The sequence below is a fragment of the Amycolatopsis sp. CA-126428 genome (genome assembly GCF_002904335.1).
Classification (GTDB): Bacteria; Actinomycetota; Actinomycetes; order Mycobacteriales; family Pseudonocardiaceae; genus Amycolatopsis.
This window is the reverse complement of sequence record NZ_PPHF01000169.1, coordinates 60394-86542: the sequence shown is the minus strand read 5'-3', so window position 1 is coordinate 86542 and position 26149 is coordinate 60394. Positions and strand designations below refer to the sequence as shown.

Here is a 26149-nt window from a genome sequence, read left to right as displayed (position 1 = left end):
CGCGAAAATGCGCTGCGCGAACGTCACCCGACCGGGGATGATCAACGGCATGGAAGAGGCGTTGAGCGGCCGGCCGCAGCTCCCACCGGTGGGCGCGGTGGTCGACCGTGACGGCCCGGTGGTGCGAACCCATTACGGCACGCACGGCGAGGTGAGTCACGGGCCGCTGCCCGACGGAGACCTCGAAGCGCTGGTGGCCCGGCAGGTCGATGCCTTCGCGCGCCGCAACGAGCCGGTGCTCTGGCCGGTCCACGGCGATGCCCGGCTCGCCGAGGCCCTGCTCGCCGCCGGCTTCGCCGCGGAGCCGGAGCGTGCGGTGCTCCGCTGTCCGATCGGGACGGACACCACGGCACTCCCCCTGGTCGGCCACGACTGGACCGGGCACCAGCGGGTCGCGGAGCTGGCCGCGAAGACCGGCCCGCACCGCCGCGCGTTCTCGGAATTCCTGGCCGACTCCGCCTACTTGAACCAGTCGGCCGCGGTCGTCCTCGACGGCGATCGCGCCGCCTGGCTGGAACAATCCGGGGAGGTCATGGCGGTCGGCGGAGTCACCGACCCCCGCCTCGCCGCCACGCTCGCCGCCCACGACTGGCGGCTCGCCGGACCGCACCTGGGGCTGCGGTTCCTGCTCGCGGAAGCCACCGGTGCCCTGCGGGACGCGTTCGAAGCCGCCGGGATGCGCGAGGTCACCACGGTCACCCGCTACCACCTGAGCTCGCCCGGCGAACCGGCGCGGACCCGGCCGGTTCGCCGGCTGTTCTCCGAGCCGGAGTACGACGACATCTGGTCCCGCTTCGAGGAGCGGTTCGCCTTCCGCCCCGACACGCGGGAGTTCCCCGGCATCACCGAACCCGCCGGCTCGGCGACCTGGCACGTCGGTGCCCTCGACGACGCCCAGCCGGACGCGCTGTACGACATCGTCCACAAGGGACTGCGCGAGTCCGTCGAGCCCGGCGAGGAGCTGTACTGGCTCGACTGGCAGCACGTCGGCTACCGCTTCGACCCCGCCCGGGTCGACGGCGCCGGACCGCGCTGGCCCGGCGCCGTCTTCCCGGACGGGGATTACCACAGCTACCTGACGCGAGACCTCCGCCTGGGCACCTTCGGGCACCCGTGGGAGGCGACGGTCTGCGTCTTCGGCGAGCTGCTCACGCGGATCGACGCCGAGCTGACCGCCGCGCTCGGCGAGCCGATCCGGCGCTCAGAACCCTGACGTGCCGTTCGGCGTGCCCAGCCCGGTCGGCCCGTCGTACCCGGCGCCCGCCGTGCAGAGGTAGCTCCCGCCGCAGCTGCCGTTCGAGCCCGACGTGACGTCGTAGAGCCCGCTCGTGTGCGCGTACGGGTACGACCCCGACGTCACCGAGTTGCCCGCCAGCGCGTAGACGCTCGCGATCACCGGCGACGACAGGCTCGTGCCGCCGACCTGCACCCAGCCGTCCGCACCCTGGGCCAGGCCCAGCGACAGCAGGAAGTCGCACCACGACGAGCTGCCGCAGCTGTTGTAGGTGTCGTAGACGCCGAGCCCGGTGGCCGGGTCCGCGACCGCCGAGACGTCCGCGACCGTCCTCTTCGCACACCCGGTGTCGTGCTGCCAGGACGGTTTCGCCTCCAGGGCCGAACACCCGCTGCCGCTGCCGTTCCACGCCGTTTCGGTCCAGCCGCGGGTGGTGGTGGCCGCCTTCTTCAGCGTGGTGCCGCCGACCGCCGTGACGTACGGCGACGACGCCGGCCAGCTGACGCCGTACCCGGAGTCGCCCGAGGACGCCGTGACCGCGATGCCCGGGTGGTTCAGGTGGGCGTCCGCGGCGAGGATCGTCGAGTCCTCGGCACCGCCGTAGCTGTTGGAGATCGCCACCACGCCGGGCGTCGCCGCGGCCGTGTCGACCGCCGTCATCAGCGGGTCGGTGTCCGGGGAGTTGGCTTCCACCAGCAAGATGTGGCAGTCCGGGCAGGTCGCCGACACCGCGTCGAGGTCGAGGCTGATCTCTTCGGCCCAGCCGTAGTCGGGCGCGGGCAGCGGGCTCGCCGCGCCGTTCTGGTTGACCTTCTTGAAGCAGCCGTTGGCCGTCGTGCACGGGGATAGCCCGCGCGCGGACCGGAACTTGGCCAGGTCGGCTTCCGCGGTCGGCGCGTCCTGAGCGTCCACAATGGCCACGGTGCGGCCGTTCGCGTGCAGCCCGCCGAGGTTGTAGGCGGCCTGGATCTCGGCCGGTCCGTAGCCGACCGGGGTCGAGACGACCAGCGGGCCGTTGCCGTTCGGCGACCGGACCGCCTTGCCGAGGCAGTGCAGCTTGCCGGAGGTCGCGCAGCCGAAGTTCACGACACCGCCGCTCTGCAGCGGCGCGGCTTCGGCGGTCGAGGTGGCCGCCGTGACCGGGGCCGCGATCAGGGAGAGGACGACGAGGGACCGGAACAACCGTGGAGACGCCATGGCCTACTCCTCGGTAGGGGACGAGGTGGCAGCGGATCGTCGCATGTCACACGATCGAGGTCACCCGTCAGAAGATGGTTTCTCGGTTCAGTCATTCGCCCAGAGTGGCGGCAACCCGGCGAAGAGTGACGAACCGCTTCACCCATTTGCGCATTGGTCCAGACAAGTGTTATCTAAAAGTGATCGAAGCACCGCTGACCGGGAGCTACTTTGTTGCGACTGGCAACAAATTGCCTCGTGGATCCCCAACGGCGGAGGTGTCACGGCGTGAACCGGACCTTGGACAAGCTACGACGACGCGGCCCGGGGCTCGCGCTCGTCGCCTCGGCACTGCTGGTGGCGGCCGGGCTCACCGCCCCCGCCGCGCTCGCCGCGGACGACTACACGCAGAGCGTCACGCAGCCGAGCTCGACGCAGGCGCAGATCAACTTCACCCCGACGACCCCGGCGCTGTACGTGGACGTCCACTACACCGGCGTGCCGGGCGTCGGCCAGCAGAACGTCCGGATGACCAACGGCTCCGGCACCTGGCAGACCACCGTCAACGGCCTGAGCAGCGGGAACGTCCTCGACTACTGGTTCACCTACGAGAAGAACGGCCCGCAGTACGACACCCCGCACTTCAGCTACACCGTCGGCGGGGGCGGGACCACGACGGTCGCCGCGCCGACGTTCAGCCCGCCCGGCGGCACGTACTCGGCCGCCCAGACGGTGACGATCAGCAGCGCCACCGCGGGCGCCACCATCCGGTACACCGTGGACGGTTCGACGCCGACGGCGTCCTCGACCCTCTACAGCGGACCGATCAGCGTCCCGAACTCCCGCACGGTCAACGCGATCGCGCTCAAGTCCGGGTCGACGACCTCGCCGGTGTCGAGCGCGAGCTACACGATCGGCACCCAGGCCGGCTGCCCGACGCAGTCCGACACCCCGAACTTCGGGCCGAACGTGCGGATCTTCGACCCGGGCATGTCGGCGGCGACGATCCAGGCGCAGCTGGACACCGACTTCAACAACCAGAAGGACACGCTCACCGCGCAGATGGCGGACCGGCGCGTGGCCCACCTGTTCAAGCCGGGCACGTACTCAGGCGTGCACGACAACGTCGGCTTCTACACGTCGGTGGCCGGCCTCGGCCAGAACCCCGGTGACGTGCTGATCAACGGCGACGTCACGGTCGACGCCTTCAACGCCTCCGACAACGGCGTAGCGCTGCAGAACTTCTGGCGCTCGGCGGAGAACATGGCGGTCAACCCGTCCGGTGGCCAGGAACGCTGGGCGGTCGCGCAGGCCGCGCCGTTCCGCCGGATGGACGTCCGCGGCGGGCTGCAGCTGTACCCGGCGAGCTACGGCTACGCGAGCGGCGGCTACATCGCCGACACGAAGGTGGCCGGCCAGGCCGCGTCGGTCTCGCAGCAGCAGTGGTACACCCGCGACTCGGCGCTCGGCAGCTGGAACGGCGGCGTGTGGAACATGGTCTTCTCCGGCACGAGCGGTGCGCCGGCGACCACGTTCCCGAACCCGCCCGAGACCACGCTGGCGACCACCCCGGTCTCGCGCGACGTCCCTTACCTCTACGTCGACGGCACCGGCAAGTACCGCGTGTTCCTGCCCTCCCTGCGCACCAACGCGTCCGGCCCGAGCTGGGCGAACGGCAGCACCCCGGGCACGTCGGCACCGATGAGCCAGTTCTACGTCGTCAAGTCCGGTGACACGGCCTCGTCGATCAACAACGCGCTCGCGGCGGGCTGCAACCTGTTCTTCACGCCGGGCGTCTACCACCTCAACCAGACGCTCAACGTGACCAAGGCCGGCACGACGATCCTCGGCATCGGCTACCCGACGCTGGTGCCCGACAACGGCGTCAACGCCATGCAGGTGTCCGATGTGGACGGCGTCCGGCTCAAGGGCCTGCTCTTCGACGCGGGCACGACGAACTCGCAGGCGTTGCTCACGGTCGGCCAGTCCGGCTCGTCGGCTTCCCACGCTTCGAACCCGACGACGGTCCAGGACGTGTTCTTCCGGATCGGCGGCGCGCTCGCCGGCAAGGCCACGAACAGCCTGATCGTCAACAGCGCCAACACGATCATCGACCACATCTGGGCGTGGCGGGCCGACCACGGCAACGCGGGCACGGTCGGCTGGAACACGAACACCGCCGACACCGGGCTGGTCGTGAACGGGGCGAACGTGCTGGCCACCGGCCTGTTCGTCGAGCACTACCAGAAGTACCAGGTGATCTGGAACGGCCAGGGCGGGAAGACCATCTTCTTCCAGAACGAGATGCCCTACGACGTGCCCAACCAGGCCTCGTGGAACGCACCATCCGGAGTCGCCGGGTACGCGGCCTACAAGGTCGGGGCGAACGTGACGTCCCATGAGGCCTGGGGTCTCGGCAGCTACTGCTTCTTCGACACGAACCCGGCGGTGTCCAGCTACCACGCGTTCGAGGTGCCGAACAACAGCGGCGTCCGGTTCCACAGCCTGCTGACGGTGTCGCTCAACTACCGCGGCACGATCACGCACGTCATCAACGACACCGGCGGCGTCACGCCTTCGGGCACGGTGCCGGTCAACGTGGTGAACTACCCGTAAGCGGCGAAGGACGCCTTCAGCGCACTCGATGCGCTGAAGGCGTCCTTCGCGGGATCACTTCACCACGATGTAGTAGTCGCGGCCGTTGTTCGACTGTTTGCCGTCGGCGGTCCGGCTGAAGACCTGGACGGGGTAGAAACCCGACGCGTCCGGGGTGTAAGTGAAGCTCGCCCGGCCGTCGGGGCCCGCCGGGACCACGGTCGGGTTGTCGTAGTCCCAGTAGAGGTAGTAGACGTACTCGACGACACCCGGCGTGCGGGGAGTCAGATTGAAGACGCCGGTGACGCCGGGGCCTCCGCCGCCCACGGAGTCCGGGTATTCGGTGCTCGCCACCAGCGGAGCGTCACTGGCCGGGTAGCCCTTGCCGGCGATACCGGACTTCAACCCGGTGCTGGTCGTGCTCCACACCTTGAGCGTGTGGTAACCCAGGGTCGCCGTGACGATGTTCGCGGTCGCGGTTCCGTCGGCCGAGGCCGCAACGGTGGTCTCGGGCCCGTTGTCGATCACGTAGGTGTAGGAGACGACATCGCCCATACCGGGCGAGAATCGGAACTCGGCAGGCACTCCGACACCGGTTTCCCTCGGTCCGTTGACCCGAGGCTCCGTCGACTGCACGTAGAAGTGGTGGACGTGCTGCGGCGACCGGTTGCCCTCGCTGTCGACGCTCGCCACGTAGAGATCGTTGGGACCGGAAGCCTGCGGTGTGTAGGAAACCGTCGCCGACCCGCCGGGGTGATCCGCCGCCACGAAGGTGCCCGCGGGATCGCTGTTCCCGTAGGAGAACCCGACGACCGCGGCGTCGCCGCCGGCATCGAAGGTGAACGAGCCCGGCACGCCGGCGCCGGGGTGCCAGGCCCCGTCGTCGGGGTACTCGGCCGACGTCACGGTCGGCTCGGCGATCGGAGTGGCGGCACTGGCCTGGGCCGGGACAGCGCCGAACGCCATCACCCCGACGGCCAGGAGCGTGGTGACCCCATGACGAACTCTCATCGGAACCCCCCAAATGTGAAACTTCTGTCAGTTACAGCTAAGCACAATCCCGGGCGGGGACACACCGGCTTTGCTCGCCGGGACCCGGGCACGGGGTTCAGGCGATGTGCCACACCGCGGCGGCGCCGTCGAGCACGTCGGCGTCGAGTCCGAAGTAGCCGCGTTCGGGCTTGGTGTCGGTGCGCTTGCGGCCGTGCGGGAGGCCGGCCAGTTTCCAGGTCTCCGTCTCGCGCTGCAGCCGACCTTCGTAGGTGTCCGGCGCCGGCTCGCCGAGGCCGATCGCCTCGCTGTGACCCAGGCTGCCGGCGACGAAGGTGTACCGGTCACCGAGCAGCGCGCCGACGATCGCGCCCGCGCCGGACCCCGAGCGTTGCAGGTGACCGTTGTGCGCGAACACCAGCGTCGGACCGCGACGGGCTTCGATGGCCCGGATGTCCAGGAGGTTCTCCGCCATGAGCACCGCCCGCACGCCCGCGAGGCGCGCGATCCTCGTGTCCCGGTCGCCGGGCTGAGCCGACGCCGCGTGGTAGCGCAGCAGACCGCGCCCCGCGACGGCGTGCACCTTGGCGCGCCACCAGGCAGCGTCCAGGCCGGGTGCGGCGGCGTAGAGGGCGGCCACCAGGTCATCGGCGATGACCCGCAGCTCGCGGGCCTCGGGTGACGCACCGGGCGACGCGGCCGGGTCGAGGATCGCTTCGGACCGGCTCCACCGTTCGTCGTCGCCGGTCAGGGCCGCGATGTCGACGTCGAGGCCCAGGTGGTCGCGGGCGTGTTCGAGGTAGCGACGCGGGCTGGGCGCGCTGAACATCTCCGTGGGGGCGTCGAAGCCGTGGAAGGTCAGCGGTTCGCCGGCGGTCTCGTTGTACTCGCGCAGCCAGTCGAGCAGCCGCCGGTTGGCGGGCACTTCGCCGAAGCCGTGCGAGAACCCGCCGTCGAGCGCGGCGACGCGGTCGGTCTCCAGCGCGATCGACCGGAAGCCGTGCTCGGCGAGCCGGGCGAACAGCTCGTTGCGGATCCGCGCGAAGGCCGGTTCGAAGTGCGTCGGCTCCCCGAACGCGAGCAGTTCGGCGGTGACCTCCGTGATGTCCATGTGGTTGAATCGTATCCTTGAAGACCCGATTGAGACCGGCCGATCTCGCCCGCGAGCACGGCCTCTCCACGCAGGCGGTCCGCAACTACGAGCGCGACGGCTTCCTCCCGCCGGCCGCCCGCACGGCCAGCGGGTACCGGATCTACACCGAGGTCCACGCCTCGGCCCTGCGTGCGTTCCTGGCGCTGGTCCCGGCGTACGGCCACGCGACGGCCGGCGGGATCATGCACGCCGTCCACGCCGACGACCTCGCCCGCGCGCTGACCCTCGTCGACCGCGGCCACGAGCTGCTGCTCCGCGACCGCGAAACCCTCAACACGGTCCGCAAGGCGATCGGGCACCTGACGACCGGTCCGGCCCCCGGGCCGGCCCCGGCCGGCTGGTCGATCGGCGAACTCGCGCACCGCCTCGGCGTCACCGCGGCGACCGTGCGGGCGTGGGAACGCGCGGGGCTCCTGGTGCCTTCGCGGAACCGGGCGACCGGCCACCGGCTCTACCAGCCGGCCGACATCCGGGACGCGGAACTGACCCACCTCCTCCGCCGCGGCGGCTACCCGCTGGCCCACATCGCGACGGTGGTCGAGCAGGTCCGCACCGCGGGCGGCACCGAGTCACTGGCCGAGGCGCTCGCAACCTGGCAGGACAGGCTGACCGCGCGCGGCCTGGCGATGCTCGACGCAGCCGGCCGGCTCAGCGCGTACCTCGCCTCACGGCCGTGACCCCGGGTGCAGCCGGTCGTACTCGTGCGCGGCCGAACGCTGAGTCCGCACCGGCAGCGCTTTCTCCTCATCCTCGTCGTCGACCTCGTTGAGCCCGAGCTGCACGGCCAGCCGGATCTGCTCGCGGTTCTCCCGGACCACGGCGGAGAAGAAGTCGTCGATCCGCGGGTCGAGGAGGACTTCGAGCAGCACCCGGAACGACGTGTCGACGCACGCGCGCACGATCTCGTCGTGGAACGGCAGCCGCTTGAGCTTGCCGAGCTGCGGGTCCGCGGCGATCTTCTCGGCGATGATCGAGCGCAGCTCGTCCTTGTGCGCCCCGAGCGACTTGGCCAGGTTCTCCGGGTAATTGCCGGTTTCCAGCACCTTGACGACCTCGTCGAGCACCGCGATCGTCACCGGCTTCTTGATCGCCTTGACGATCGGCTCGGAAAGCTTGTCGACGAGCCGGTAGGTGAACTGCTCGCCGACGGCCCGGTCCGCGGCCCGCCCGATCCGCACGAGCAGCAGCACGACGCTGATGAACTTGTGCGCGGCCATGGCGGGGTGCGCCACCGGGATCATGGCGAACAGCTCGTACCAGTTGCGCACGAGGAACTTCCTGGCCCACCGCCGTTTCCGCCACCGCCACAGGAACTCGAGCAGGAAGATCCCGCAGATCCCGCAGTCGACGGCGAAGATGACGAGCCCGGCGTCGCGCGAGGGCGGGCTGAGCACCATGAACCCCAGCAACCCGACCGACCCGGCGGCGAGCACGAGCATGATCCAGTCGTCGGCGCGCACGTTCCCGGGCAGCACCCCGCTGTTGAGCTCGGGTTCACTGGTGACCATGCCCGATGATGGCACGGACACCGCTGCTCAGCCCGTTCGGACTTGGTACCAACTGTCGCGTTTTTGTCGTGTTCCGTCCCCGCTCGATACGGCATCGTGGACGGTGGCGGTCACGGCGAGGAGGAGCATGGGGCGCACACCGCACAGCCGGCTGTTCGCTCCGGCTCCCGGGGACGCGGCGGCTGGTGGCTCAAGAAGCGGGCTGCCAGCCCACGCCGTAGGACCTCGCGGGCCGCAGCTCGCGGAAACCCGTGTGCACTTCGCCCGCGTTGTCGAGGAAGAGCGGCTTGCGCGCGGTCAGCGGGTCCTGGGCGTCCTTCGAGAGTTCACCGTCGATGCGCCAGACGCGCTGCGGTGGCCGCCGGCGGTCGAACCGGACGTTGAGGTCGAAGCTCTCGCACGAGAATTCCGGCGTGCAGCAGTAGAACGGCGAAGGCAGCTCGGCCACCCGGATGCGGAAGAAGAACTCGTGCTCGTCGCCGGCGTCGAGCGGCTGCGGCGGCCGCAGGCTGAAGGCGACCCGGGACGAGCTGACCATCCGCACGGAATGCACCTCGCCGCCGGCGACCACGTCGAAGCCGAGCCCCGAGAGGTCCGGCTGGCCGGTGGTGCTGGCGGGCCGGGCGAGGGAGATCGCGTGCTCGACGTCGGCGAGCCCGGCGACGTGGCTGACCACCCGCCGGGTCTCGAAGACCTCGGCTGTCGCACCCGTCAAGGTCAGCCGGACCGCCAAGGCCGACGTGTGCCACGGGCCGTCTTCGCTGGTGGCGGCGACCCCGTACGGCGACGGTGCCCCGTACGCGGCCTCGGCGATCAGGTAGATGACGTCGTCGGCGCGGCGCTGCATCGTGCGCACGTTCCGGTCGGCTCCCGTGCCCAGCAGTTCGAGGCGCTGGGTGTAGCGCTCGTTCGCGCCGGTGCCGAAGCCCAGGACGATCCGCGCCGTCCGGCGGTGCGATTCGGGCAGCGTTTCGATCAACCGGCGAAGCGTTTCCACGACCTTGCCGCGCACCGTTCCCGGACTGTCGTCTTCGTGCACACCGCACACTTCGCGCAACTGTTCGCCGACGAGCCCAGGCAGCGTCTTCGCTTGGATGCCCAGCCCTTTGCGGAGCAGTTTCAGCTCCGCTGAGAGAGCGTTGATCTTCGCTTCGGCCGCCTCCTGAGCCAAGCCGTCACCTCCGTCTTGGTCGCTGCGGGGAAGTCTACTCACCTTCTCCGCACCGCACGACGCCGTCATCCGTTTCCGGCCGTTTCCGGATCCGGGAAACAGCGCAGGTCGGCGCTTTCTCCGCAGTGGCAACGGGAAACGGCTGTCGCCGGGCAATTCACCGGGTCAAGCTTGGCTCGCCGGAATACTCCGGCAACCGAGGAAGCCACCGCGGGAAACCGCGGTGACGGTGATCCGGAAAGGGGAACGCGATGCACACGCACCTCGTCATCGTGCTCGGCCAGCTGGTCTCCCTGCTGGGCTGACCAGTACTGCCGGCGGGCCCGGGCCGCCGGTGGACCTTCCCCCCGTTCGCCGATTACAGGATGATCGAGCCATGCCGGACTTTGGAGCGGAATTGAAGCGTCGACGGATGTCGGCCGGCATGTCGCTGACCGGACTCGCCGCGTCCGTCCATTTCACCAAGGGTTACCTCAGCAAAGTGGAGAACGGCAAGGTCCGCGCGAACCGGGACCTCGCCGGGGCCTGCGACCGGGCACTGGGTGCCGGCGGAGAACTGCTCGCCCTGATCTCGGAATCGGCATTCCCCGCGCGCCGCAGCGCCGGCGGCATCGCCGGGCTGCCCGACACCGGCCGGTACTTCGTCGGCCGCGAAACCGAACTCGAAGCGCTTTCCGCACTGCTCCTCGGGCCGGCCGACGCCCGGGTCGGCGTGGTGCACGGGATGGCGGGCGCCGGCAAGACGGCACTGGCCGTCGCCGCCGCCCGGCGGGTCGCGGACGCCTTCCCGGACGGCTGTCTCTTCTTCGACCTCCGGGGCCACACCCCCGGAGCCGTCGAGCTTTCGCCCGGCGAGGCCCTGCACCGGCTGCTGCGGCTGCTGGACGTCTCGGCCGAGCAGCTCCCCACCGACGAAGACGGCCTGGCCAACCTGGTCCGCGACCAGCTGCGCGGCCGGCGGATGATCCTCGTGCTCGACAACGTCCGGTCCGCCGGACAGATCCGGGCCATCGCCGGCGGCGAGACGCCGTCGCGGATCCTGGTGACCAGCCGGGGACGGCTGCCCGCGCTCGACGACGCCTGGCACTTCCCCGTCGGCGTGCTGCCGCCGGGCGACGCCGTGCGGCTGCTGCGATCCGTCGCCGGCGACCACGCACCGGACGACGACGCCGTGGCGACCGGGATCGTCCGGTCCTGCGGGCAGTTGCCGCTCGCGGTGCGGATCGTGGCCGCCCGGCTCGTCGCGGGCGGCTGGACGGCGGCGAAGCTGCACGACCGCCTGGCCGACGAGACCACCCGGCTCGGCGCGCTGGAGGACGGCGAGCGGAGCGTCGCGACCGCGTTCGCCGTCTCGTACGAAGCGCTGCCCGGCGACCAGCAGCGGCTGCTGGGGTTGCTCGCCCTGCATCCCGCGGCCGCCGCGGAAACCGGCGCCGTCGAAGCGCTCGCCGGTCTCGGCGCGGGCGAAACGGACCGCCTGGTCGACCGGCTGCACGACGCGAACCTGGTCGTCCGCGACGAACGGGGCTACCTCGAGCTCCACGACCTGATGCGCACCTTCGCGGCGAAGCACGCATTGCCCCAGGTGGCGCCGGACGACCGCGAAGCCGCCGTGCACCGGCTGGTCGAGCACCTCGTCGCGCTGACGGTGGCGGCCGACGAGCTCGCCGAGCCCCACCGCTTCCGCCCGGCCACCGGCCTGCCGGCGCCGGCCGCCGTGCCCTTTTCGGACGCCGACAGCGCACTCGCCTGGCTGGGCGCGCAGTGGCCGGTGCTCGCGGACATCGTCGATTCCGCGGCCCGCCACGGGCTGTACGACCGCTGCTGGCAGCTGGCGTTCGTGCTCCGCGCGTTCTTCTTCCGCGAGAGGCTGTTCGAACCCTGGATCCGCACGCACGAGTGCGCACTGGAAGCCGCGCGCGCGGCCGGCAACCCGAGCGCGACGGGCATGATCCTCAACAACCTGGGCATGGCGCACGTCGAGTCGGGCCGCCCCGGCGCCGCGGTCCGCTTCCACCAACAGGCCCAGGAGCAGTTCGCGCTGGCCCGCGACGACCGGGGCTCGATCGATGCGCTGTCGAGCCTGGCGTGGGCGCGGCTGTACCGCGGCGAAGCCGAGCCGGCGGTGGCCGGCTTGCGGACGGTGCTGGCCGCCTACCGCCGGACCGGGCGCACCCGGAACGTGGTGATCGCGCTGCGCGGGATCGCGCTCGCTTCGGTGGTCTTGGGCCGGTTCGCCGAGGCGCTGGCCGCCGCCGAGGAGGCGGCCGGGCTCGCCCAGCTGCCGGTCGACCGGGCGATGTCGGTCAACTGCGCGGCCTGGGTCCACTTCCGCGCCGGCCACTGGGCCGAAGCCGCGCGCGACTACCGGCGGGCGGCCGAAGTGGCCGACGACGCGGGAAGCGAGTACGAGCGGGCCCGCGCGTTGACCGGCCGGGGCAACACGGCGGCCGCCCGCGGGGACCGGCCGGAGGCGGAGCGGTGGTGGGCGGAGGCGGCCGCGTACCGGGTCACGCTCGACCCGGCCGTGCTCGGCGAGGCCGGCTACCGGAACCGGCTTGCCTTCGCGGAATGACCGGCGGATGGTCCATCCGGGACGCCGGAAACGGGTCAAAAGCAGGACACTTACCGGCCACGGCCGCCATCGCGGTAGCGAAGGCACCTCGCGCGGCGATCAACGGCGGGGAAGCCGAAACCGTGGTGAGGTCATCATGACTACGCATTGAGTTCCGCAGACGGGGCAGCAGCAGTACTCGGCCGGTGGTCCGTGCCACCGGCCGGGTTTCCCCGGAAAGCCTTGCCAGGCAACGGGAAACAGCTTTTCGCGCACCGCTTCCGGAGCGCACCATCAAAGCAGTCCGGATTTCGCGGAGGCCGCGGAATCCATCGCCTCCCCTTCGACGGGGAATTCCGAGGAGCCTGCCATGGTGGTCGTCTGTTCCGTTTCCGCCCTCGTCCGCACGACCCTGGTCATCGTCCTGCTCGCGCTGGTCGCCGGGCTGGCGCTCGCCGGGCCCGCCGCGCCGGCGAGCACGCCCGGCTCCGGGCCGGCCGGGTCGCCCGCCACCTCCGAACCCGTCACGCACTGACGGCCGTCACGGCCCCAGGTGCTCCACCAGCCGGGCCAGCTGGTCGGCGTAGCGCCGGACGAACTCGGGCGAGTCCCCGTCGGTGCCGGTCAGTCCGTCGACCACGTGCGGCAACGTCACCGGGGCCATCGCGGCCGCCATCAGCAGGACCGTCAGGCACGCCGGGTCGACCCACTCCGGCAGGCGGCCCTCGGCCTTCAGCGCCGCGATCTGCGCCACCGACCCCGCCAGGCGCTGCGTGCGCGGCGCGTGGTCCGGGTCGGTGTCCGGGCCCTCGTACTCCAGGCCCGACCACGCCAGCAGCCGGGCGCCGTCGCGGCTCGCCAGCGCCTCCAGCGCCATCCGGCGCACCTGTTCGGACAGCGGCAGGTCCGGGGCCATCAGCTCGCTCTGCCGCTCCCCCCACTCCTCCGACATCGCGCGGTACAGGCCTTCTTTGCCGTCGAAGTAGTACGAGATCAGCTGCTGGTTCACCCCGGCCCGCGCCGCGATCGCCGCGATCCGCGCTCCGGCGTAGCCCTTCGCCGCGAATTCCGCGCCCGCCGCGTCCAGGATCAGCCGGCGGGTGCGCTCCGGATCCCGTTGGCGTTCCTGGGGCTTCGGCGAACGGCGGGGCTTCGACGCGGTCACGCCGCGACTATACGTCAACCAACCGCTTGACTCTGTGGAACAGACAGGTGAGGCAGCGCGGCCGTCAGGGCGAGGGCGAGCACGAGCACCCCGGCGCTGACCGCGAGCGCGCCCGCCGTCGCGGAGGCGGATCCGCTGTCCAGCCGGGCGAAGAAGACCGTGCCGGACAAGGCGATCCCGGTCGCCGTGCCGAGCTGGACGGTGGTGTTCACGACGCCGGACGCCGCCCCGGCCCGCTCGGGCCGGATCCCCGCCATCGAGGCGGCGAACAGCGAGTTCAGCACCGCACCCAGGCCCAGCCCGACGGCGATCACGGGCACCAGCAGGGCCCATCCGCTCAGCGCGGAGTCCTGCTGCGCCACCAGGACCGCGAGCAGTACCAGCCCGGCCAGCAGCACCGCGACCCCGCCGGCGGTGAACGCCCGGCCGAACTTCGGGGCCAGGCGCATGGCCAGGACGTTGCCCGCGACGATGCCGAGCGTCGACGGCGCGAACGTCAGAGCCGCTTCCCACGGCGAGAACCCGAGCCCGGCCTGCAGGTGCAACGTCAGGACGAAGAACACGCCGACCCCGGTGTTGACGCAGAGCAGGACGGCCTGGCTGCCGGCCACGTGCCGCAGCAGGTCCGGCGGGAGCAGGGGTTCGCCACCGCGGCGGAACTGGAGCCGCTGGTGCCAGGCGAACCCGCCGAACAGCGGGACCGCGGCCACCGGCAGCACGATCGACCACACCGGCCAGCCCAGTTCGCGCCCCTGCACCAGCGGGTAGAACACCGCGAACAACGCGGCGGTCAGCAGCGCCAGCCCCACGGGGTCCATGCGGTGCCGGCGGAACCCCGGCCGGCCCGGCATGGTGATCAGGGCCCCGGCCAGCGCGAGCACGCCGATGGGCAGGTTCACCAGGAAGATCGCCCGCCAGCCGGTCCCGAACAGATCGGCCTCCGTCAGCGCGCCGCCCAGCAGCGGCCCGGCGAGCCCGCCGACCGGGAACGCGGCCGCGTACCAGGTCATCGCCTTCGGCCGCGCCCGCTCGTCGAACTCCGCGTGCACGAACGACAGCACCTGCGGCACCATCAGCCCGGACCCGACGCCCTGCACCACGCGCGCGGCGATCAGCACGCCGACGTGCCCGGCGAGACCGGCGGCGAGCGAGGCGGCGGTGAACACGAGCATGCCCGCCACGAACAGCTTCTTCGGCCCGTGGCGATCGCCCAGCCGCCCGCCGGTGATCAGCGTGAGCGCGAACCCCAGCGCGTACCCGGCCGAGATCCACTGCAGCGCGGCCTCGCCGGTGCCGAGCTCCCGCCGGATGGTCGGCAGCGCCACCGCGACGATCTGGTTGTCGATCATGTCCACCAGCACCGCGAGGACCGCGACCGCCAGTGCCCACCACCTGAGCGAGTGCTTCTCCACGACGTACCTCTCCCCAGCGACGACCTTGACGCAGCCATCGTCAACCAGGCGGACGACTCTGTCAACCAAATGTTTGATTGAGTCCGCCGGGCGCCGGAGAGGCGCGAAGTCAGCCCTCGAGCACCTCCCGCAGCTTCTTGGCGAAGGCCTCGGGCTGGCCGGCGTAGCCGAACTCGCCGCCCAGGAAACCGCCGTGGTGACTGGGGAACACGGTCGCCTCCTGACCCAGCAGCCCGGCCGTGCCGGCCCCGGCGCGCCCGGTGAAGACCTCACGGGATTCCTCGCCGACGGCGACGACGATCCGCGTCGGCGCCGCGGCCAGCGCCTCGACGTCGAGCCGGTAGGTGGTCACCCCGAGGGACCGGTCGGTCAGCAGCGGGTCGTCGCGGCGGCCGTCGTCTTCGACCGGCAGCCCGAACTGCGCCGGGTCCGCCGGTGGCAGCGCGAAGTAGGCGTCGGTGAACTCGCCCGGCCACGAGGTCATCGCCATGAACGCCGCCATCCCGGCACCGAACCCCTTGGCCTGGTAGGCGTCCCGGATCGCCTGGCCGGCGCGCCCGGCCGCGGCGGCGTCGGGCAACGACCCGATGAGCGGTGGCTCGTGGGCGACCAGGGTGCGGACGTCCCCGGGGTGGGCGGTGACGAGCGCGAACGCGGTGACCGCGCCCCCGCTGCTCCCGAACACCTCGACAGCGCCGGCCCCCAGCGCCCGGATGACGGCGTGGACGTCTTCGGCTTGGACGGCGGGCACGTGGTCCTCCCGCCCGTCCTTGCGGGCGCTGCGCCCGAGCCCGCGCGGGTCGTAGGTGACGACGGTGCGGTCGGCGAAGTGCGACGCCAAGGAGCCGAACCCTTCGGCGGTCATCGGCTGCCCGATCATGAGCAGCGGCGGCCGCGGGCTCCCGGTGGGCGCCGGGCCGTGGACGTCGTAGACGATGTCGGCTTCCGGTGTTTCCAGTGTGTGCGTGGTGGCCATGGTTCCTCCCCGGTCAGGTCTCCTCGGGAGAGTAGGCCGGGGCACCGACAGTTTTGAGTGGCCGACCGGACTCGCACCGGCTTCGCCCGGGGCCACAGCCCGGGGCCTCGTCTCCTTCGGCATCGGCCACGCCCGGGCGGCGCGTCCAGGACGCACCGCGGAGAGCCCCCGGCAGGATCGCCGAAGGATGGGAACGGGTCTGACCAGGGACTTTACGTCGGCACGTTGGCGGTCGAGGCAAGCTTCGAGCTTTCGGACCTCGGTGGAGATCGGTCATGAGCGCCCACTCGCAGGCGGTTGCTCGGTTCGTCACGGCGACGATGGGCCTGGTCATCGGGCTCACCTTCATGTTCGGCCTCGGGAACGTGTTGAACCTCCCGTTGAAGCTGCAGGTGCCCGTGTTCGTGGCACCCCTCGTGGCGCCGGCTGTCGACTTGATGGTGCTGGGGTTGCTGGTCGGTACGCGGCATCTGGCCCTGTCCGGGGCCAGTGATGCCGTGTTACGGCCGGCACGGCACCTGTTGCTGGCGGCGAGCGCGGTGACCCTGTTGTTGAACGTCGCCGCCCCGGTGTTCGCTGGCCAGTGGGGCAAGGCCGCGTTCGACTCGGTCGGCCCGCTCCTGCTGATCGAGTGGGCTGAGGCCGGGCCAGGCCTCCTTCGCGCGCTGGTTGCAGAGGGTCCCGCTCTACGGCCAGCGGCGCCCGACGGGAGCGCGGTGGCTGTCTCGTGCCAGCCGTAGGCGATCGGTGCGCCGCTGTAGAGCAGCATCATCCCGTAGGGCCGGTTGTTGACGATCTGGACGTCGAGAGTGTCGTCGCCGTCGTGGCCTTGCACGCAGGAGCGGATGACCATCGCTGCGTCGTTGGTGACGCCGGCCGCGGTGTTGAACCACGCGGGCTTCGGGTGACGGTGGGTGTCGCATTGGGGCTGGTCGGCCGAGCGCCGTCCGGTGAGCTGCCCCAGTGTCTGACTGACATTGGCACCGATGCCGACCCAGTCCCAGGTCCAGAACTGCCAGGTGGAGAAATGCGTCAGGCGGCCCGACAGGCGATGAGTGTGGGTGTCGTAGTCGGCCGGATACGTCGTCCACCCCGTCGGGTCGGCCGAGCGGAAGGCCAGCTGCAGGCCGCCGGCGGCGGCCGCGTGCTGCAGTTGCTCCGGAACCGGGATGCTCAGCTCGGGAGCGCCGACGACCTGGCCCAGGGTGGACAGCTCGACAGGTTGCGAGACGGGGGCGTGATCCTGCCACGGTGACGGTGCGGGGTAGGAGGCGCGGACGCTCGTGCTGCCGCTGATCGATCCACGCGGCACTGACAGGGTCATGCCGTCCCGCAACTGCATGGATTGGTCGCTGCTCGATGCCGGGCCGGCGTGGTTGTCGCCGCTGCTGCCGGACACGATCAAGGACACGACCACAGCGAGAACGACCAGGGACGCGGTGGCGCCGGCGAATCGGAGCCGCTGCCGCCGCGGCCTGCGTCGCCATTCGCGCGCGGTGTTGCGCCGTGCGGCGAGCTGGCGATCTGCCCAGCTGTCGATGCCGGCGATCGCGACTTCGGCTTGGCGGGCGGCCGCTCGCTCGAGGACGGCGGTGAGCTGCGGCGACGAATCCTTCGGCGGGACGGGGCTGGTCAGAGCCGCGTCGATCATCGTCTTCACCGGAGCCTGGGTGCGCCGCTTGAGGTCGAACGCGGATTCGGGCAGAACGCCCTTCATGAACGCGACGGCGATGTCGATCAGCAGGAAGAACAACGGCCAGAGCCACGCTGTCCAATCGGCGCGCAGCAGCTGAAGCAACGCCACATTCTGCGCTTGCAGCCCCAGGTTGTGACGGGCGGCGTCGGTGGCGGCCGTCACCTCCTCCCCGCGCTGGGTGTTCGCGTCGTTGAGTATTTTGTTCTGCGCGTCGATGTCCGCCTGGACGGCCTTGACAGTGTCGTCGTGTGATGTCTGCGCCTGAGGGAACGCGGAGTCGCGGTAGGACTCGTAGGCCTGCTTGAGTATGTTCGCCTCAGGGCCTTGGCCGCAGCGGTCGCCGTTGGCGGCAAGGTTGCCGTTGACGCACACCGCGTCGTTTTCCCATGCCGCTTTCAGCTGGTCAAGCCGCTTACGGGCGCCGTCGAGGGCGGCGTCCTCCGAGGAGAGCCGCTGTTGGTCCTTCGCGATCTGCGCTTGCGCTTGGGTGATGACCTGCGTCCAACGCGACGCCGCCGTTGTCTCGTTGGTGATTTGCTCAATTTTCTTGTTGTTGGAATCGGTCACCATGGTCGCGAGATCATCACGATAGATGAACAGGATGGTGGCGTGTGAAACAACTACTCCGACGGCCAAAGACAGGATTCCGCGGATCAGGACGACCCGCACCCGTGACCAGACGGAGTCGTCCTTCAGGGGCACCACCGTGATGATGACGTCGAACAGGAAGACAATCGACGCAAGGAGCGCGGCGCCAAGGATTGCCATGGGCCAGGGCGCGTGCAGGTTGCTGTGGAAGGCGAGCATTGCGGCTAGGAATGCCCACGAGGCGATAGCCAGCATGAGAGTACCGACCGCGAGGTGACGCGCCTTGCCGTTTGGCTCGAAGGGGTCCTCCGGGTCGGCGCCGCCGATCACGGCGACAAATTCCAGAAATCGCACTCTGACGCCTCTCCCTGATGTGGCCGCCGGCTCGAGGGGCCTGGCGCTCACCATGAGCGTTCGACATATCGCCAGTGCCGCGATTTATTATTCAAGTGTGTGATATAGATCACTTCTTGCTTCGGTTGTCCATAATTTGTCCTTTCTATCGTGAGATGCCTAAGGCAACGTAGTCAAATATCTGGGTGATGATTATCTGACTGTGCCAGGTGTCGGGTAATTTTCGTCCAATGGCTTGTTTGTGGTTGCTTCTCCGCGTGCAACCTTCCGCTGCTGAGGTCCGTGATATTGGCCGGACTGGGACATGCCGGGCGGTTGACCGCATTGCAGGCGTGATGTGTTCAGGACATAACGTGGCGCCCTGGGGAGGTCCTGCGACGAGGGGACGAGTCTTTCATCGGCGCGTTGCCAGAACCGCTCGATCGCCCACTGCGCCGCCGAGGTGGAAGCCAGGCGTGGGCGAGCGTCTGCCCCTCCTTCCGGTAGATCACGTTCCCGTCACATCCCCGCCTGTCCGTTGCACCACGGCGGTCGGCGGCGATTGGTAGGGCACGCGTTGGCGGAGCACGTGGGACGAGGACACATGACCAGATGGGACGATTCGCTGCGGCAGGTCATCGAGCTGAACCGGACAGTCAAGCCGACCCAAGCGGAGGCATTGATGACCGAGGTGCTGCAGGGCTGCACGCTCGAGGAGCTCGGGACACTGGAAGCCGAGATCGCCTTGGCGATTAGCAGCTTCCTGCGCAAGCGCCAGAAGTCGCTCACTCAGTTGCTCGAAAAAGTGAGCCGGGACGGTGCGTCGCCTGCCGCAACCCAGATCGCCGACACGTCTACTCCGGTCGTCGACGAGAACTTCGTGGCATATTCGCGGGATCGGCTTCACCGCGACCTGGGCGAGCTGGCCGACCACCACATCTTCCAGTGGGCGACTTTCTACCGGGACGTCCTCAACGCCTACTTCGACGAGTTCCTCCACCAGTTGACTCTCGGTGGTCCGCAGGGAACCTGGCTGATCGTCATGAAGAAGGCGATGCGCGAACACGCGTCGGACATCTTCCAGCGAGGCTACCGGCATCAGCTCGTCCTCAACCCGGGCAACAGCCACTACGCCCTGGCTAAGTCGCTCGCCGGCCTGCAAAGATTCCTGGACCTGCCACTGGAGTTCTACTCGACCCGGCGCATCGATGCCCATCACGACAACAACGCGGCGGCGCTGCGCCGGCTGTGTTCCGCGATGGTCTCGGGCATCTTGCTCGGTTACTCGACCGCGGTCTTCAACCGTCGCGGCGGTTGGGTACTACCTGGCGCAGCCGGCGCATGGGGGCATGCTCTGCCCTTTCTCGCCGCCGACGACCTGCGCGAAGTGCTCGCGAGCCTGGAGCCCGGCGAACTCACCGACAGTGTGCATGACTCGGTGCTGCCCTTGGCCCGCGCCGTGGACACCCTGCTGCAGCGGGACCCGGACGGCGCTCCACTGCCAGCCCTTTCGCAGTACGTCGGTGGACGCCGGCTCGAAGTGTTCCTCGAACTACCGCAGAAGGACGTCGGTTCTCGGCGTATCGAGGTCCACTGCTATCTCTCGGCGGCCTCCGTCGAACGGTTCGAGATCGAGGAAGCCGCCACCCGTGCGGTCAGCGCCGTGGTCGCGCCGATGCGCGCCGATCTGCGAAGTGAAATGATGCGTCCCCACCATCTCGCCGACATGCTGGTCGCCACCGAGACGATCGATGGCCACGAGCCCCACTCGCGGCTTCTGGCCCTCCTCGCCGAACGAGTCCACAACGCCGGTGTCACTTCGGGCAATCATGTCGTCGACGTCAACTACGCAGAATCGTTCCCGCTCGACAACAAAAACCTCAGTCTGTTCAATCACGTCTACCGCCGATCGGTCCGGCGCCTGATGGCCTCGTTCGAGTTGCGGAACGGCGCTCGGCTGTGGTGCAGCGTCCGGCGCAGTGGCAAGACGACGGCATGCCGGTCCGACATCGGATCCACATCCGGCGAATCCGAGGTAGTGGCGCAGACCTGCGACTACACCGACCAAGCTGCCGAAGGTACCTTCTACCGCAAAGTTTGTGACGCACTGACCTCGGGCCGCCAGCTCAACGACGACTTCGTCACCCACACGATCACGCAGTGCCAGTCCGCTCCGGCCGATCGCCGGATCGTGTTCGTGCTCGACGAGTACGAGACACTGTTCGGCCACCTGCGTACATCGATGGAGTACGACCCACGGCTCCGTTACACCGTGGTACAACCACTCCTCAACCAGCTGGTCGCGTTCACGCGAGACAACCTGCTGATCTTCGTCGGGCAGCAACCGAACGCACACTGGATCCTGACCGATCAGAACCAGCTGAGCCCGATCCTGACGCAAGATCCCTTCCCACTGTTCTCCCACGAGTCGGCGGCGAACTTCTTCGACGAGTTCCACGAACTCGTGCAGAAGATCATGAGCAGTCATGCCGAGCTGGAGTCCGCGTTCGTCGATCAGGTCTACCTGGAAACCGCGGGGCATCCCTTCCTGACCGCCAAGTTGCTCGTGTCGTTTTGGACCTGGTTGATCGACACCCGACGCTCCCTGTCCAGCCTGCAACCCGTGCGTCCCGAACTGTTCAACGAGTTCGTGCGATCCCAGCTGCGTCCCACGAAGATTGTCTACAACCGCCAGTACGACATGTTCCTGGCCGCGGCCAGCGAACACAGGTCCGAGAGAGGACGAGAACAGCACCCGTGGTTGCACTCCGTCTATGCCGGCATGCGGCAGCTGGTCCTCGACTCGCCCGACACGTTCTCGATGCCAGTTGACGAGTTCACCGGCATGGTTCGCCGCCACTGCGTCGGCGTCTCGCCCGAGGCACTCTTGGCGACCGCGAGTCGGGCGAACTTCCTCACCTTCGACGGTGGCGTCGTGCGGCCGAAGATCCGGCTGCTCGCGCGGATCGCGGCCGCAGTGTGATTGCCCAGGAAGGTCTCCGCAAGTGACTGATCCGAACCCGGAGCTGATCGCCGGCACTATCGTGCGCATGGCCAGTGATTCGGCCGGACCGCTGGACGCCTACTGGCTCGCGGTCTCCGGTCATCGCGACTCGTACGCCGATCGGCTCGAAGCCTTACTCTGGGACAGCGGAATACCCGTGGTGATCGTGCGGCAAAGCGGCTTCGACAACCCGAACGCCCTGATGGGTGATCTGGTCCGGCTGCTCGAAACCAACCGGAACCGCGCACTCGGCGCGTGGTCGCGCCCCCATCGGAGCCCACAACGACTGGGCATGGTTCTGCTGGCGCACAACGAGCTCCGGCTAAGTCAGAGCAGCTCGCCGGTCACACTGCCGGATTGGGTTCCCGTGGTCGGTGGCCGGGAAATCCTGTGTCACGTTGCCGACATCACCAACGCCGTCGTGGTTCGCCTGAACGCAGTCGAGGTGGGTGTCTCCCGGCTAGGGGCCGCGTTGTACGCCGTCGAAGAAGCCCTGCTCCGCCACTTGATCCAGGTTCACGATCAGTCGCCGCACCTGCACCGCGAACTCTTTCAGGTGATCGGAAAACGCACCGATCCCGATTGGCGCGCCGTGCTCTCCGCAGCACACAACGCGGCCCGCAACGTCGAGAGCGTGCCGGGGTTCCGTCCCGCGAAGTGGGACGGCATCAGCGTTGTCTCGCGGCTGTGGGGACTGACCCAGCGGCACGCTCCGACCGAACTTGCCGGGTCGGCACGCGCGTTGGCCACCGCTCTCGATCTCCCGGAAGACTACGTGCCGGCCGACGGCTGGTACGGCCTGCAGACCGTGCTGGCGCGGTTGCCGCACGACACCGCGAGCGCCTCGGACCGGTTCTGCCGCAACCTGATCCTCACGGTCGGCGGTGCTTGTCAGTACGTGACCTGCGCTGCGCACTGGGGTGAATACGGCTCTTATCCCGTCAACCTGCTCCGGTCTGTGGTCGACGACCTGCACCGGGGCTTGATCGGGATCGAGAAGTCGTTGAACCACACTTTGGACGGCCGGCTCGACATCGACGGCCTTGACGTGAGGGGAGCGCGATGACCGCCACCGAGGTCGGTGTCCTGCTGGTCGACTGGGAGAACCTAACCGGAGCGATCCTCAACCGGGGCATGCTGGTCGAGCGGAAACAAGTGGACGACCTGTGGACCTACGCCAACCGGGTGTGCGGTGACCAGCTGCACTACAAACACATGGCGGCGGCCAAGTTCGATCCGACGATCGCCATCGCGATGCGTGACCGCATGATCGAACCCGAGCCGGTGGAAAGCCGTAAGGAACAGGCCGACATCCTGCTCACCGTGCTGGCGATGGACTACTTGCACGCGGGCGTCAGTCACTTCGTCCTGGTTACCGGCGACCAGGATTTCATTCCCTTGATCAACCGTCTGCACCGTGACGGGTGCAAGGTGACAGTGGTGTACGGCGACGCTCGCAAACTCAGCGGCGAGTTCGCGCGGATGCTGGAGTCACCGGGCGTGATGTCTCTCGACATCGCGGAAATCACTCCGCTGACCGCGCGCCAGCCGGATACCGGTTGCCGGTCGCTGCTCGGACTGCTCGAACTCCAGCGTCGAGGTCACATCCTCGGCGGCCGGGAGAAAGGCGACCGAGTCGGGTTGCTCGCACAATGGGCGGTTCTCGCCAACACCGACGAGAACGGGTACTGGTCCCTGGTTAACGACCTGACCGAGAAGGTGACGCGCCCCAATACGGCTGTGCGCGGCACCGACGGTCGGTGGGTAGCACAACGCCGTGACCGCACATACCTGCACCTCACCCCGGACCGGCTGTCCGACATCGTGGCGATCGACTACGCGATTCGGCAGATTTCCGGACGGCTCGACGGTGTCGCGGTCGGCAGATTCACCGGTCCATTCCAGTCCGACGACGGCAAGCTGACCGACCGCGTCGTGGACGCACTGCAAGCGGTGGGACACATTCGTAAAGACGCAAAGGAGGCCTTCACCATTGCCGAGGCACCGCTGCAACTCGGCTACCTCGAACAGCTTTGGCGCGTCTACGCTTGCCTCACGGCGGAGTGCTATTGGCGGCGGCAATCCGGTGTTCCTTACAACCAACTGGAATCGTTGCTGAACAAGCGGGGGATCGGGCAGGGCAAGGAATCACGGAGCGTCGGCCGCATCCGGGAGGCGGTCAGCTACGCGAGGGCGGCCGGGGTGATCGACACGGTCGTGGTGGACGGCAGCCGGCAGGTGATCGCCCCGACCTCGCCGCTGACCCGGCCGTTCGAGCAGGCCTACCACCAGCTCTACCGGCTGCTCGCTGATCGCCTCGGCCAGCCGATTCCGGAAGCCGAGGTGCTGCAGGCCATGGCGGATGCGGACGCGGCGAAAGCAGTGCCCCTGTTCGGCTACGACACGAGGGACCGGCACCGGGTGCTGCGGGTGATGTCGCAGTCCCGGCTCGCGGCCGTGCGGGACAACGTCGTTGTCATGCAACGGCATGCCTGGGGCGAATCGGCCGTTGGCATCCGGCGGTGAACCTGCGACCGAAAACCGGAACACCCCGGCTGTGGTTCATCGCAGTCCTCGCGGCCGCCGCGGTCGTCGCCGCGTTCTGTTTCGCCGCAACCGGAACGGACACCCGTGCCGGTGCACTCAGCGGCGCGTTGGCAGCGCTTGCCTCGACTACAGCTGCGCTGACCGCTTTGCACCTGTCCCGTGAAGCCCTCAAACGGACTGATCGACAGTTGGCCGGCGCTCGCCGGGAGATGGTTCTCAGCCGCTATCCGCTGCTGTTGCCCCTACACCAGTCGGTGAGCTTCCCGGGCTCCGGCGGTGCCATTTCCTTCCACCCGCCCACTGCCGAACGATTCCGCTTGTTGCCACCCGAGCTCGGCAACTACGCATTCGTCGCGGACAACGACAACCGGTTCGTAGTACCGATCGACAACGTCGGCGAAGGACCAGCGCTCCAGGTGGCCGGCCGGCTGTGGCGCAGTGACCGGGCCTGGGGCGAACTCGTCGGGCCGACCGCTCTGGCTGCCGGTCGAACGGCGATCCTGACCGCACAGCTTTCTGAGACTGGGTCGGAGCTTCCGGCCGAGTTCGCGGCGGCCGCGCCGGACGGCCCGGCATGCTGCTGGCTGGAGTTGGACTATTTCGACGTGTTCGGCAACCCCGTGACCACCCGTGCGCTGTTCGACCCGCACGGTCTGGGTGCTTGGCGCCACGTCACCTATCCGCACGGAGGGAGTGACAGCAGCGGACCCGGCTGATACACTGAATCCCAGGGGAGCGGAGGATGGCCAGACGTGGACACAGGTTGACGTCAGACCCGAACCGACTCGACACCCGGCCCCAGCCTTACGAGGCTGGGGTTTTCGCTTTTCGCCTCTGGCTGCTGCTGCACCAAGGCGCCAGTCCGGCGTGCTGGGAAAGTCGCGGACCCGTGCTCGACCAGATCAAAGGCTTGGTCGAGCACGGCGGCCTACTCCTGCCGGACCACGTGGCGGCCGATCGGCCCCGTCGTGGTCGCATTGAGACACAAGCGGTCCGAACAAAAGGCCGTACATCACACCCGGCCAAGGTGCGTTGATCATCAAAGCTCCGCGAACGGCGGCAGCCGTTCTTCCCGCTAGGGCAGGTTGCTGCAGGTGGCGCTGGCGGCGACGATAGTCGCGTCCCAGGCGGTGATCACCGAGGCGTACTCGGTGGTGGCCCAGGCCGCGCAGTTCGGGTATCTGCCGCGGCTGCGGATCGCGCGCACGTCGGAGACCAAGCGGGGCCAGATCCGACGACACCACGCGCATGATCAAGAACCTCGTCCGCAGCCTGGCTCTGTTCGACAGGTCGACCAAGGACCTCGTCGACGAAGTCAACGACGAACGCGACACTCTTCACAAACGCAAAGTTCAGCTCGAAGCTCAGCTCGCCGAAGCCGAAGAGCAGATCCAGCAGACGGCCAACCCCAACCTGCTTGACGCCTTGCCGGCGGGGAGGTCCGCGTGGAGGAGCTACCGGAGGACGTCGCCCGGCGACTGTTCGAAGCCCTCCGGCTCGAACTCCGCTACTGCAAGAGCACCAACCGGGTGAAGTGCACGGGTCACCTTGCTCGGGCCGACCGTCGCGGCGGCACGCCAGGCTGCTCACGAAGCGTCCATCTTGCCGTTCGACCGAGACAGGCGACTCGAACGGCGCAACCGTGAAAACAAGAAAGGGGAGGATGTCATGTCCGACATCCCTCCCGTTCCCATCCTTGCGGTGCCCCCGGCAGGAGTCGAACCTGCGACCTGCGGCTTCGGAAGCCGCTGCTCTGTCCACTGAGCCACGGGGGCGCACTCGCGTCGCCCGCTCTGTTTGCGGCCGAGACGAGCGCAGAGAAAAACGGCACCGGCGGAAGGAGTCGAACCCTCGGGCCGCGGTTTTGGGGACCGCGCCGCTTCCGAAGCACGCCGATAAAAGAATTCCGAACACACGAAAAGAGAAAGCCGCCCGAATCGGTTTCCCGATGGGCGGCTCCCGAGCCATGACGAGCACTACGTCATGACGAGGAGCCAGGAAGGCCATGCCACCGGAGGTGGCGGGCTGCCGGCGCACACGCGGCAGC

General features: G+C 69.0%; 19 protein-coding genes, 2 tRNA genes and 1 pseudogene. 11 read left to right on the top strand and 11 right to left on the bottom strand.

Annotation, left to right across the window (positions count from 1 at the left end):
- Positions 1-7 precede the first annotated feature (7 nt).
- Positions 8-1213 carry a DUF2716 domain-containing protein gene (locus C2L58_RS44425; protein ID WP_233226272.1) on the top strand — a complete coding sequence of 402 codons (1206 nt, stop codon included), beginning with the start codon at positions 8-10 and terminating at the stop codon, positions 1211-1213.
- Here the strand turns inward: C2L58_RS44425 and C2L58_RS44420 are convergent.
- Entirely contained in the window at positions 1202-2431 is a 1230-nt protein-coding gene (locus C2L58_RS44420) for a S53 family peptidase (RefSeq protein ID WP_103343638.1), read from the bottom strand. The two genes, C2L58_RS44425 and C2L58_RS44420, sit on opposite strands and share 12 nt — an antisense overlap.
- Positions 2432-2698: 267 nt before the next feature.
- On the opposite strand from C2L58_RS44420, the gene C2L58_RS44415 reads away from it, so the two are divergent.
- The gene (locus tag C2L58_RS44415; protein ID WP_103343637.1) at positions 2699-5026 is read left to right on the top strand and encodes a chitobiase/beta-hexosaminidase C-terminal domain-containing protein; all 2328 of its coding nucleotides are present in this window, start codon (positions 2699-2701) and stop codon (positions 5024-5026) included.
- 54 nt (positions 5027-5080) lie between these two features.
- Here C2L58_RS44415 and C2L58_RS44410 read toward each other — a convergent pair whose 3' ends face one another.
- Together C2L58_RS44410 and C2L58_RS44405 are read right to left on the bottom strand one after the other, a co-directional pair.
- Positions 5081-6016 (bottom strand): hypothetical protein, encoded by a 936-nt coding sequence (locus tag C2L58_RS44410; protein ID WP_233226271.1) that lies wholly within the window; start codon positions 6014-6016, stop codon positions 5081-5083.
- A gap of 97 nt (positions 6017-6113) precedes the next feature.
- A complete protein-coding gene (locus tag C2L58_RS44405) occupies positions 6114-7106 on the bottom strand; it encodes an erythromycin esterase family protein (protein WP_103343635.1) in 993 nt (330 codons plus the stop codon).
- Between the two features lie 17 nt (positions 7107-7123).
- Here C2L58_RS44405 and C2L58_RS44400 point away from each other — a divergent pair, with 17 nt between their 5' ends.
- Positions 7124-7825, top strand: coding sequence for a TioE family transcriptional regulator (locus tag C2L58_RS44400; protein WP_103343634.1), 702 nt, complete (start codon positions 7124-7126; stop codon positions 7823-7825).
- Here the strand turns inward: C2L58_RS44400 and C2L58_RS44395 are convergent.
- Positions 7814-8656, bottom strand: coding sequence for a hypothetical protein (locus tag C2L58_RS44395; protein ID WP_103343633.1), 843 nt, complete (start codon positions 8654-8656; stop codon positions 7814-7816). The genes C2L58_RS44400 and C2L58_RS44395 overlap by 12 nt on opposite strands.
- A gap of 190 nt (positions 8657-8846) precedes the next feature.
- Positions 8847-9827: a hypothetical protein gene (locus tag C2L58_RS44390; RefSeq protein ID WP_103343632.1), complete on the bottom strand. Its 981-nt coding sequence runs from the start codon at positions 9825-9827 to the stop codon at positions 8847-8849.
- Positions 9828-10203: 376 nt separating this feature from the next.
- Here C2L58_RS44390 and C2L58_RS44385 point away from each other — a divergent pair, with 376 nt between their 5' ends.
- Both C2L58_RS44385 and C2L58_RS49595 read left to right on the top strand, forming a co-directional pair.
- Positions 10204-12402, top strand: a complete 2199-nt coding sequence (locus C2L58_RS44385) for a helix-turn-helix domain-containing protein (protein WP_103343631.1) — start codon at positions 10204-10206, stop codon at positions 12400-12402.
- A 349-nt stretch (positions 12403-12751) separates the two neighbouring features.
- Entirely contained in the window at positions 12752-12916 is a 165-nt protein-coding gene (locus C2L58_RS49595; RefSeq protein WP_158264246.1) for a hypothetical protein, read from the top strand.
- 6 nt (positions 12917-12922) lie between these two features.
- On the opposite strand, the gene C2L58_RS44380 is transcribed toward C2L58_RS49595, so the two are convergent.
- From C2L58_RS44380 to C2L58_RS51650, 4 genes are all read right to left on the bottom strand, one after another.
- On the bottom strand, positions 12923-13546 hold the full coding sequence (locus C2L58_RS44380) for a TetR/AcrR family transcriptional regulator (RefSeq protein WP_103343630.1): 624 nt from the start codon (positions 13544-13546) through the stop codon (positions 12923-12925).
- A 14-nt stretch (positions 13547-13560) separates the two neighbouring features.
- Positions 13561-14958: an MFS transporter gene (locus C2L58_RS44375; protein ID WP_103343629.1), complete on the bottom strand. Its 1398-nt coding sequence runs from the start codon at positions 14956-14958 to the stop codon at positions 13561-13563.
- A gap of 109 nt (positions 14959-15067) precedes the next feature.
- Positions 15068-15934, bottom strand: a complete 867-nt coding sequence (locus C2L58_RS44370; protein WP_103343628.1) for an alpha/beta fold hydrolase — start codon at positions 15932-15934, stop codon at positions 15068-15070.
- A 13-nt stretch (positions 15935-15947) separates the two neighbouring features.
- Positions 15948-18572 carry a DUF4407 domain-containing protein gene (locus C2L58_RS51650; protein WP_158264245.1) on the bottom strand — a complete coding sequence of 875 codons (2625 nt, stop codon included), beginning with the start codon at positions 18570-18572 and terminating at the stop codon, positions 15948-15950.
- A gap of 583 nt (positions 18573-19155) precedes the next feature.
- Here C2L58_RS51650 and C2L58_RS44360 point away from each other — a divergent pair.
- The 6 genes and pseudogenes from C2L58_RS44360 to C2L58_RS51110 all read left to right on the top strand — a co-directional run bounded on the left by C2L58_RS44360 (position 19156) and on the right by C2L58_RS51110 (position 25635).
- A complete protein-coding gene (locus C2L58_RS44360; RefSeq protein ID WP_103343626.1) occupies positions 19156-21534 on the top strand; it encodes a hypothetical protein in 2379 nt (792 codons plus the stop codon).
- A 22-nt stretch (positions 21535-21556) separates the two neighbouring features.
- Positions 21557-22621, top strand: a complete 1065-nt coding sequence (locus tag C2L58_RS44355; RefSeq protein WP_103343625.1) for a hypothetical protein — start codon at positions 21557-21559, stop codon at positions 22619-22621.
- Positions 22618-24081: an NYN domain-containing protein gene (locus tag C2L58_RS44350; protein WP_103343624.1), complete on the top strand. Its 1464-nt coding sequence runs from the start codon at positions 22618-22620 to the stop codon at positions 24079-24081. Before C2L58_RS44355 ends, C2L58_RS44350 begins: the two co-directional genes overlap by 4 nt.
- The gene (locus C2L58_RS49010; protein WP_146073796.1) at positions 24078-24818 is read left to right on the top strand and encodes a hypothetical protein; all 741 of its coding nucleotides are present in this window, start codon (positions 24078-24080) and stop codon (positions 24816-24818) included. Before C2L58_RS44350 ends, C2L58_RS49010 begins: the two co-directional genes overlap by 4 nt.
- Positions 24819-25196: 378 nt before the next feature.
- Positions 25197-25274 (top strand): annotated as a pseudogene (locus C2L58_RS51645) (hypothetical protein); the annotation flags it as partial.
- A gap of 76 nt (positions 25275-25350) precedes the next feature.
- The gene (locus C2L58_RS51110; protein WP_233226273.1) at positions 25351-25635 is read left to right on the top strand and encodes a hypothetical protein; all 285 of its coding nucleotides are present in this window, start codon (positions 25351-25353) and stop codon (positions 25633-25635) included.
- 169 nt (positions 25636-25804) lie between these two features.
- Here the strand turns inward: C2L58_RS51110 and C2L58_RS44335 are convergent.
- Positions 25805-25877: transfer RNA gene (locus C2L58_RS44335), tRNA-Arg, on the bottom strand.
- Positions 25878-25930: 53 nt separating this feature from the next.
- Positions 25931-25999, bottom strand: a tRNA-Trp gene (locus C2L58_RS49590).
- Positions 26000-26149 lie beyond the last annotated feature (150 nt).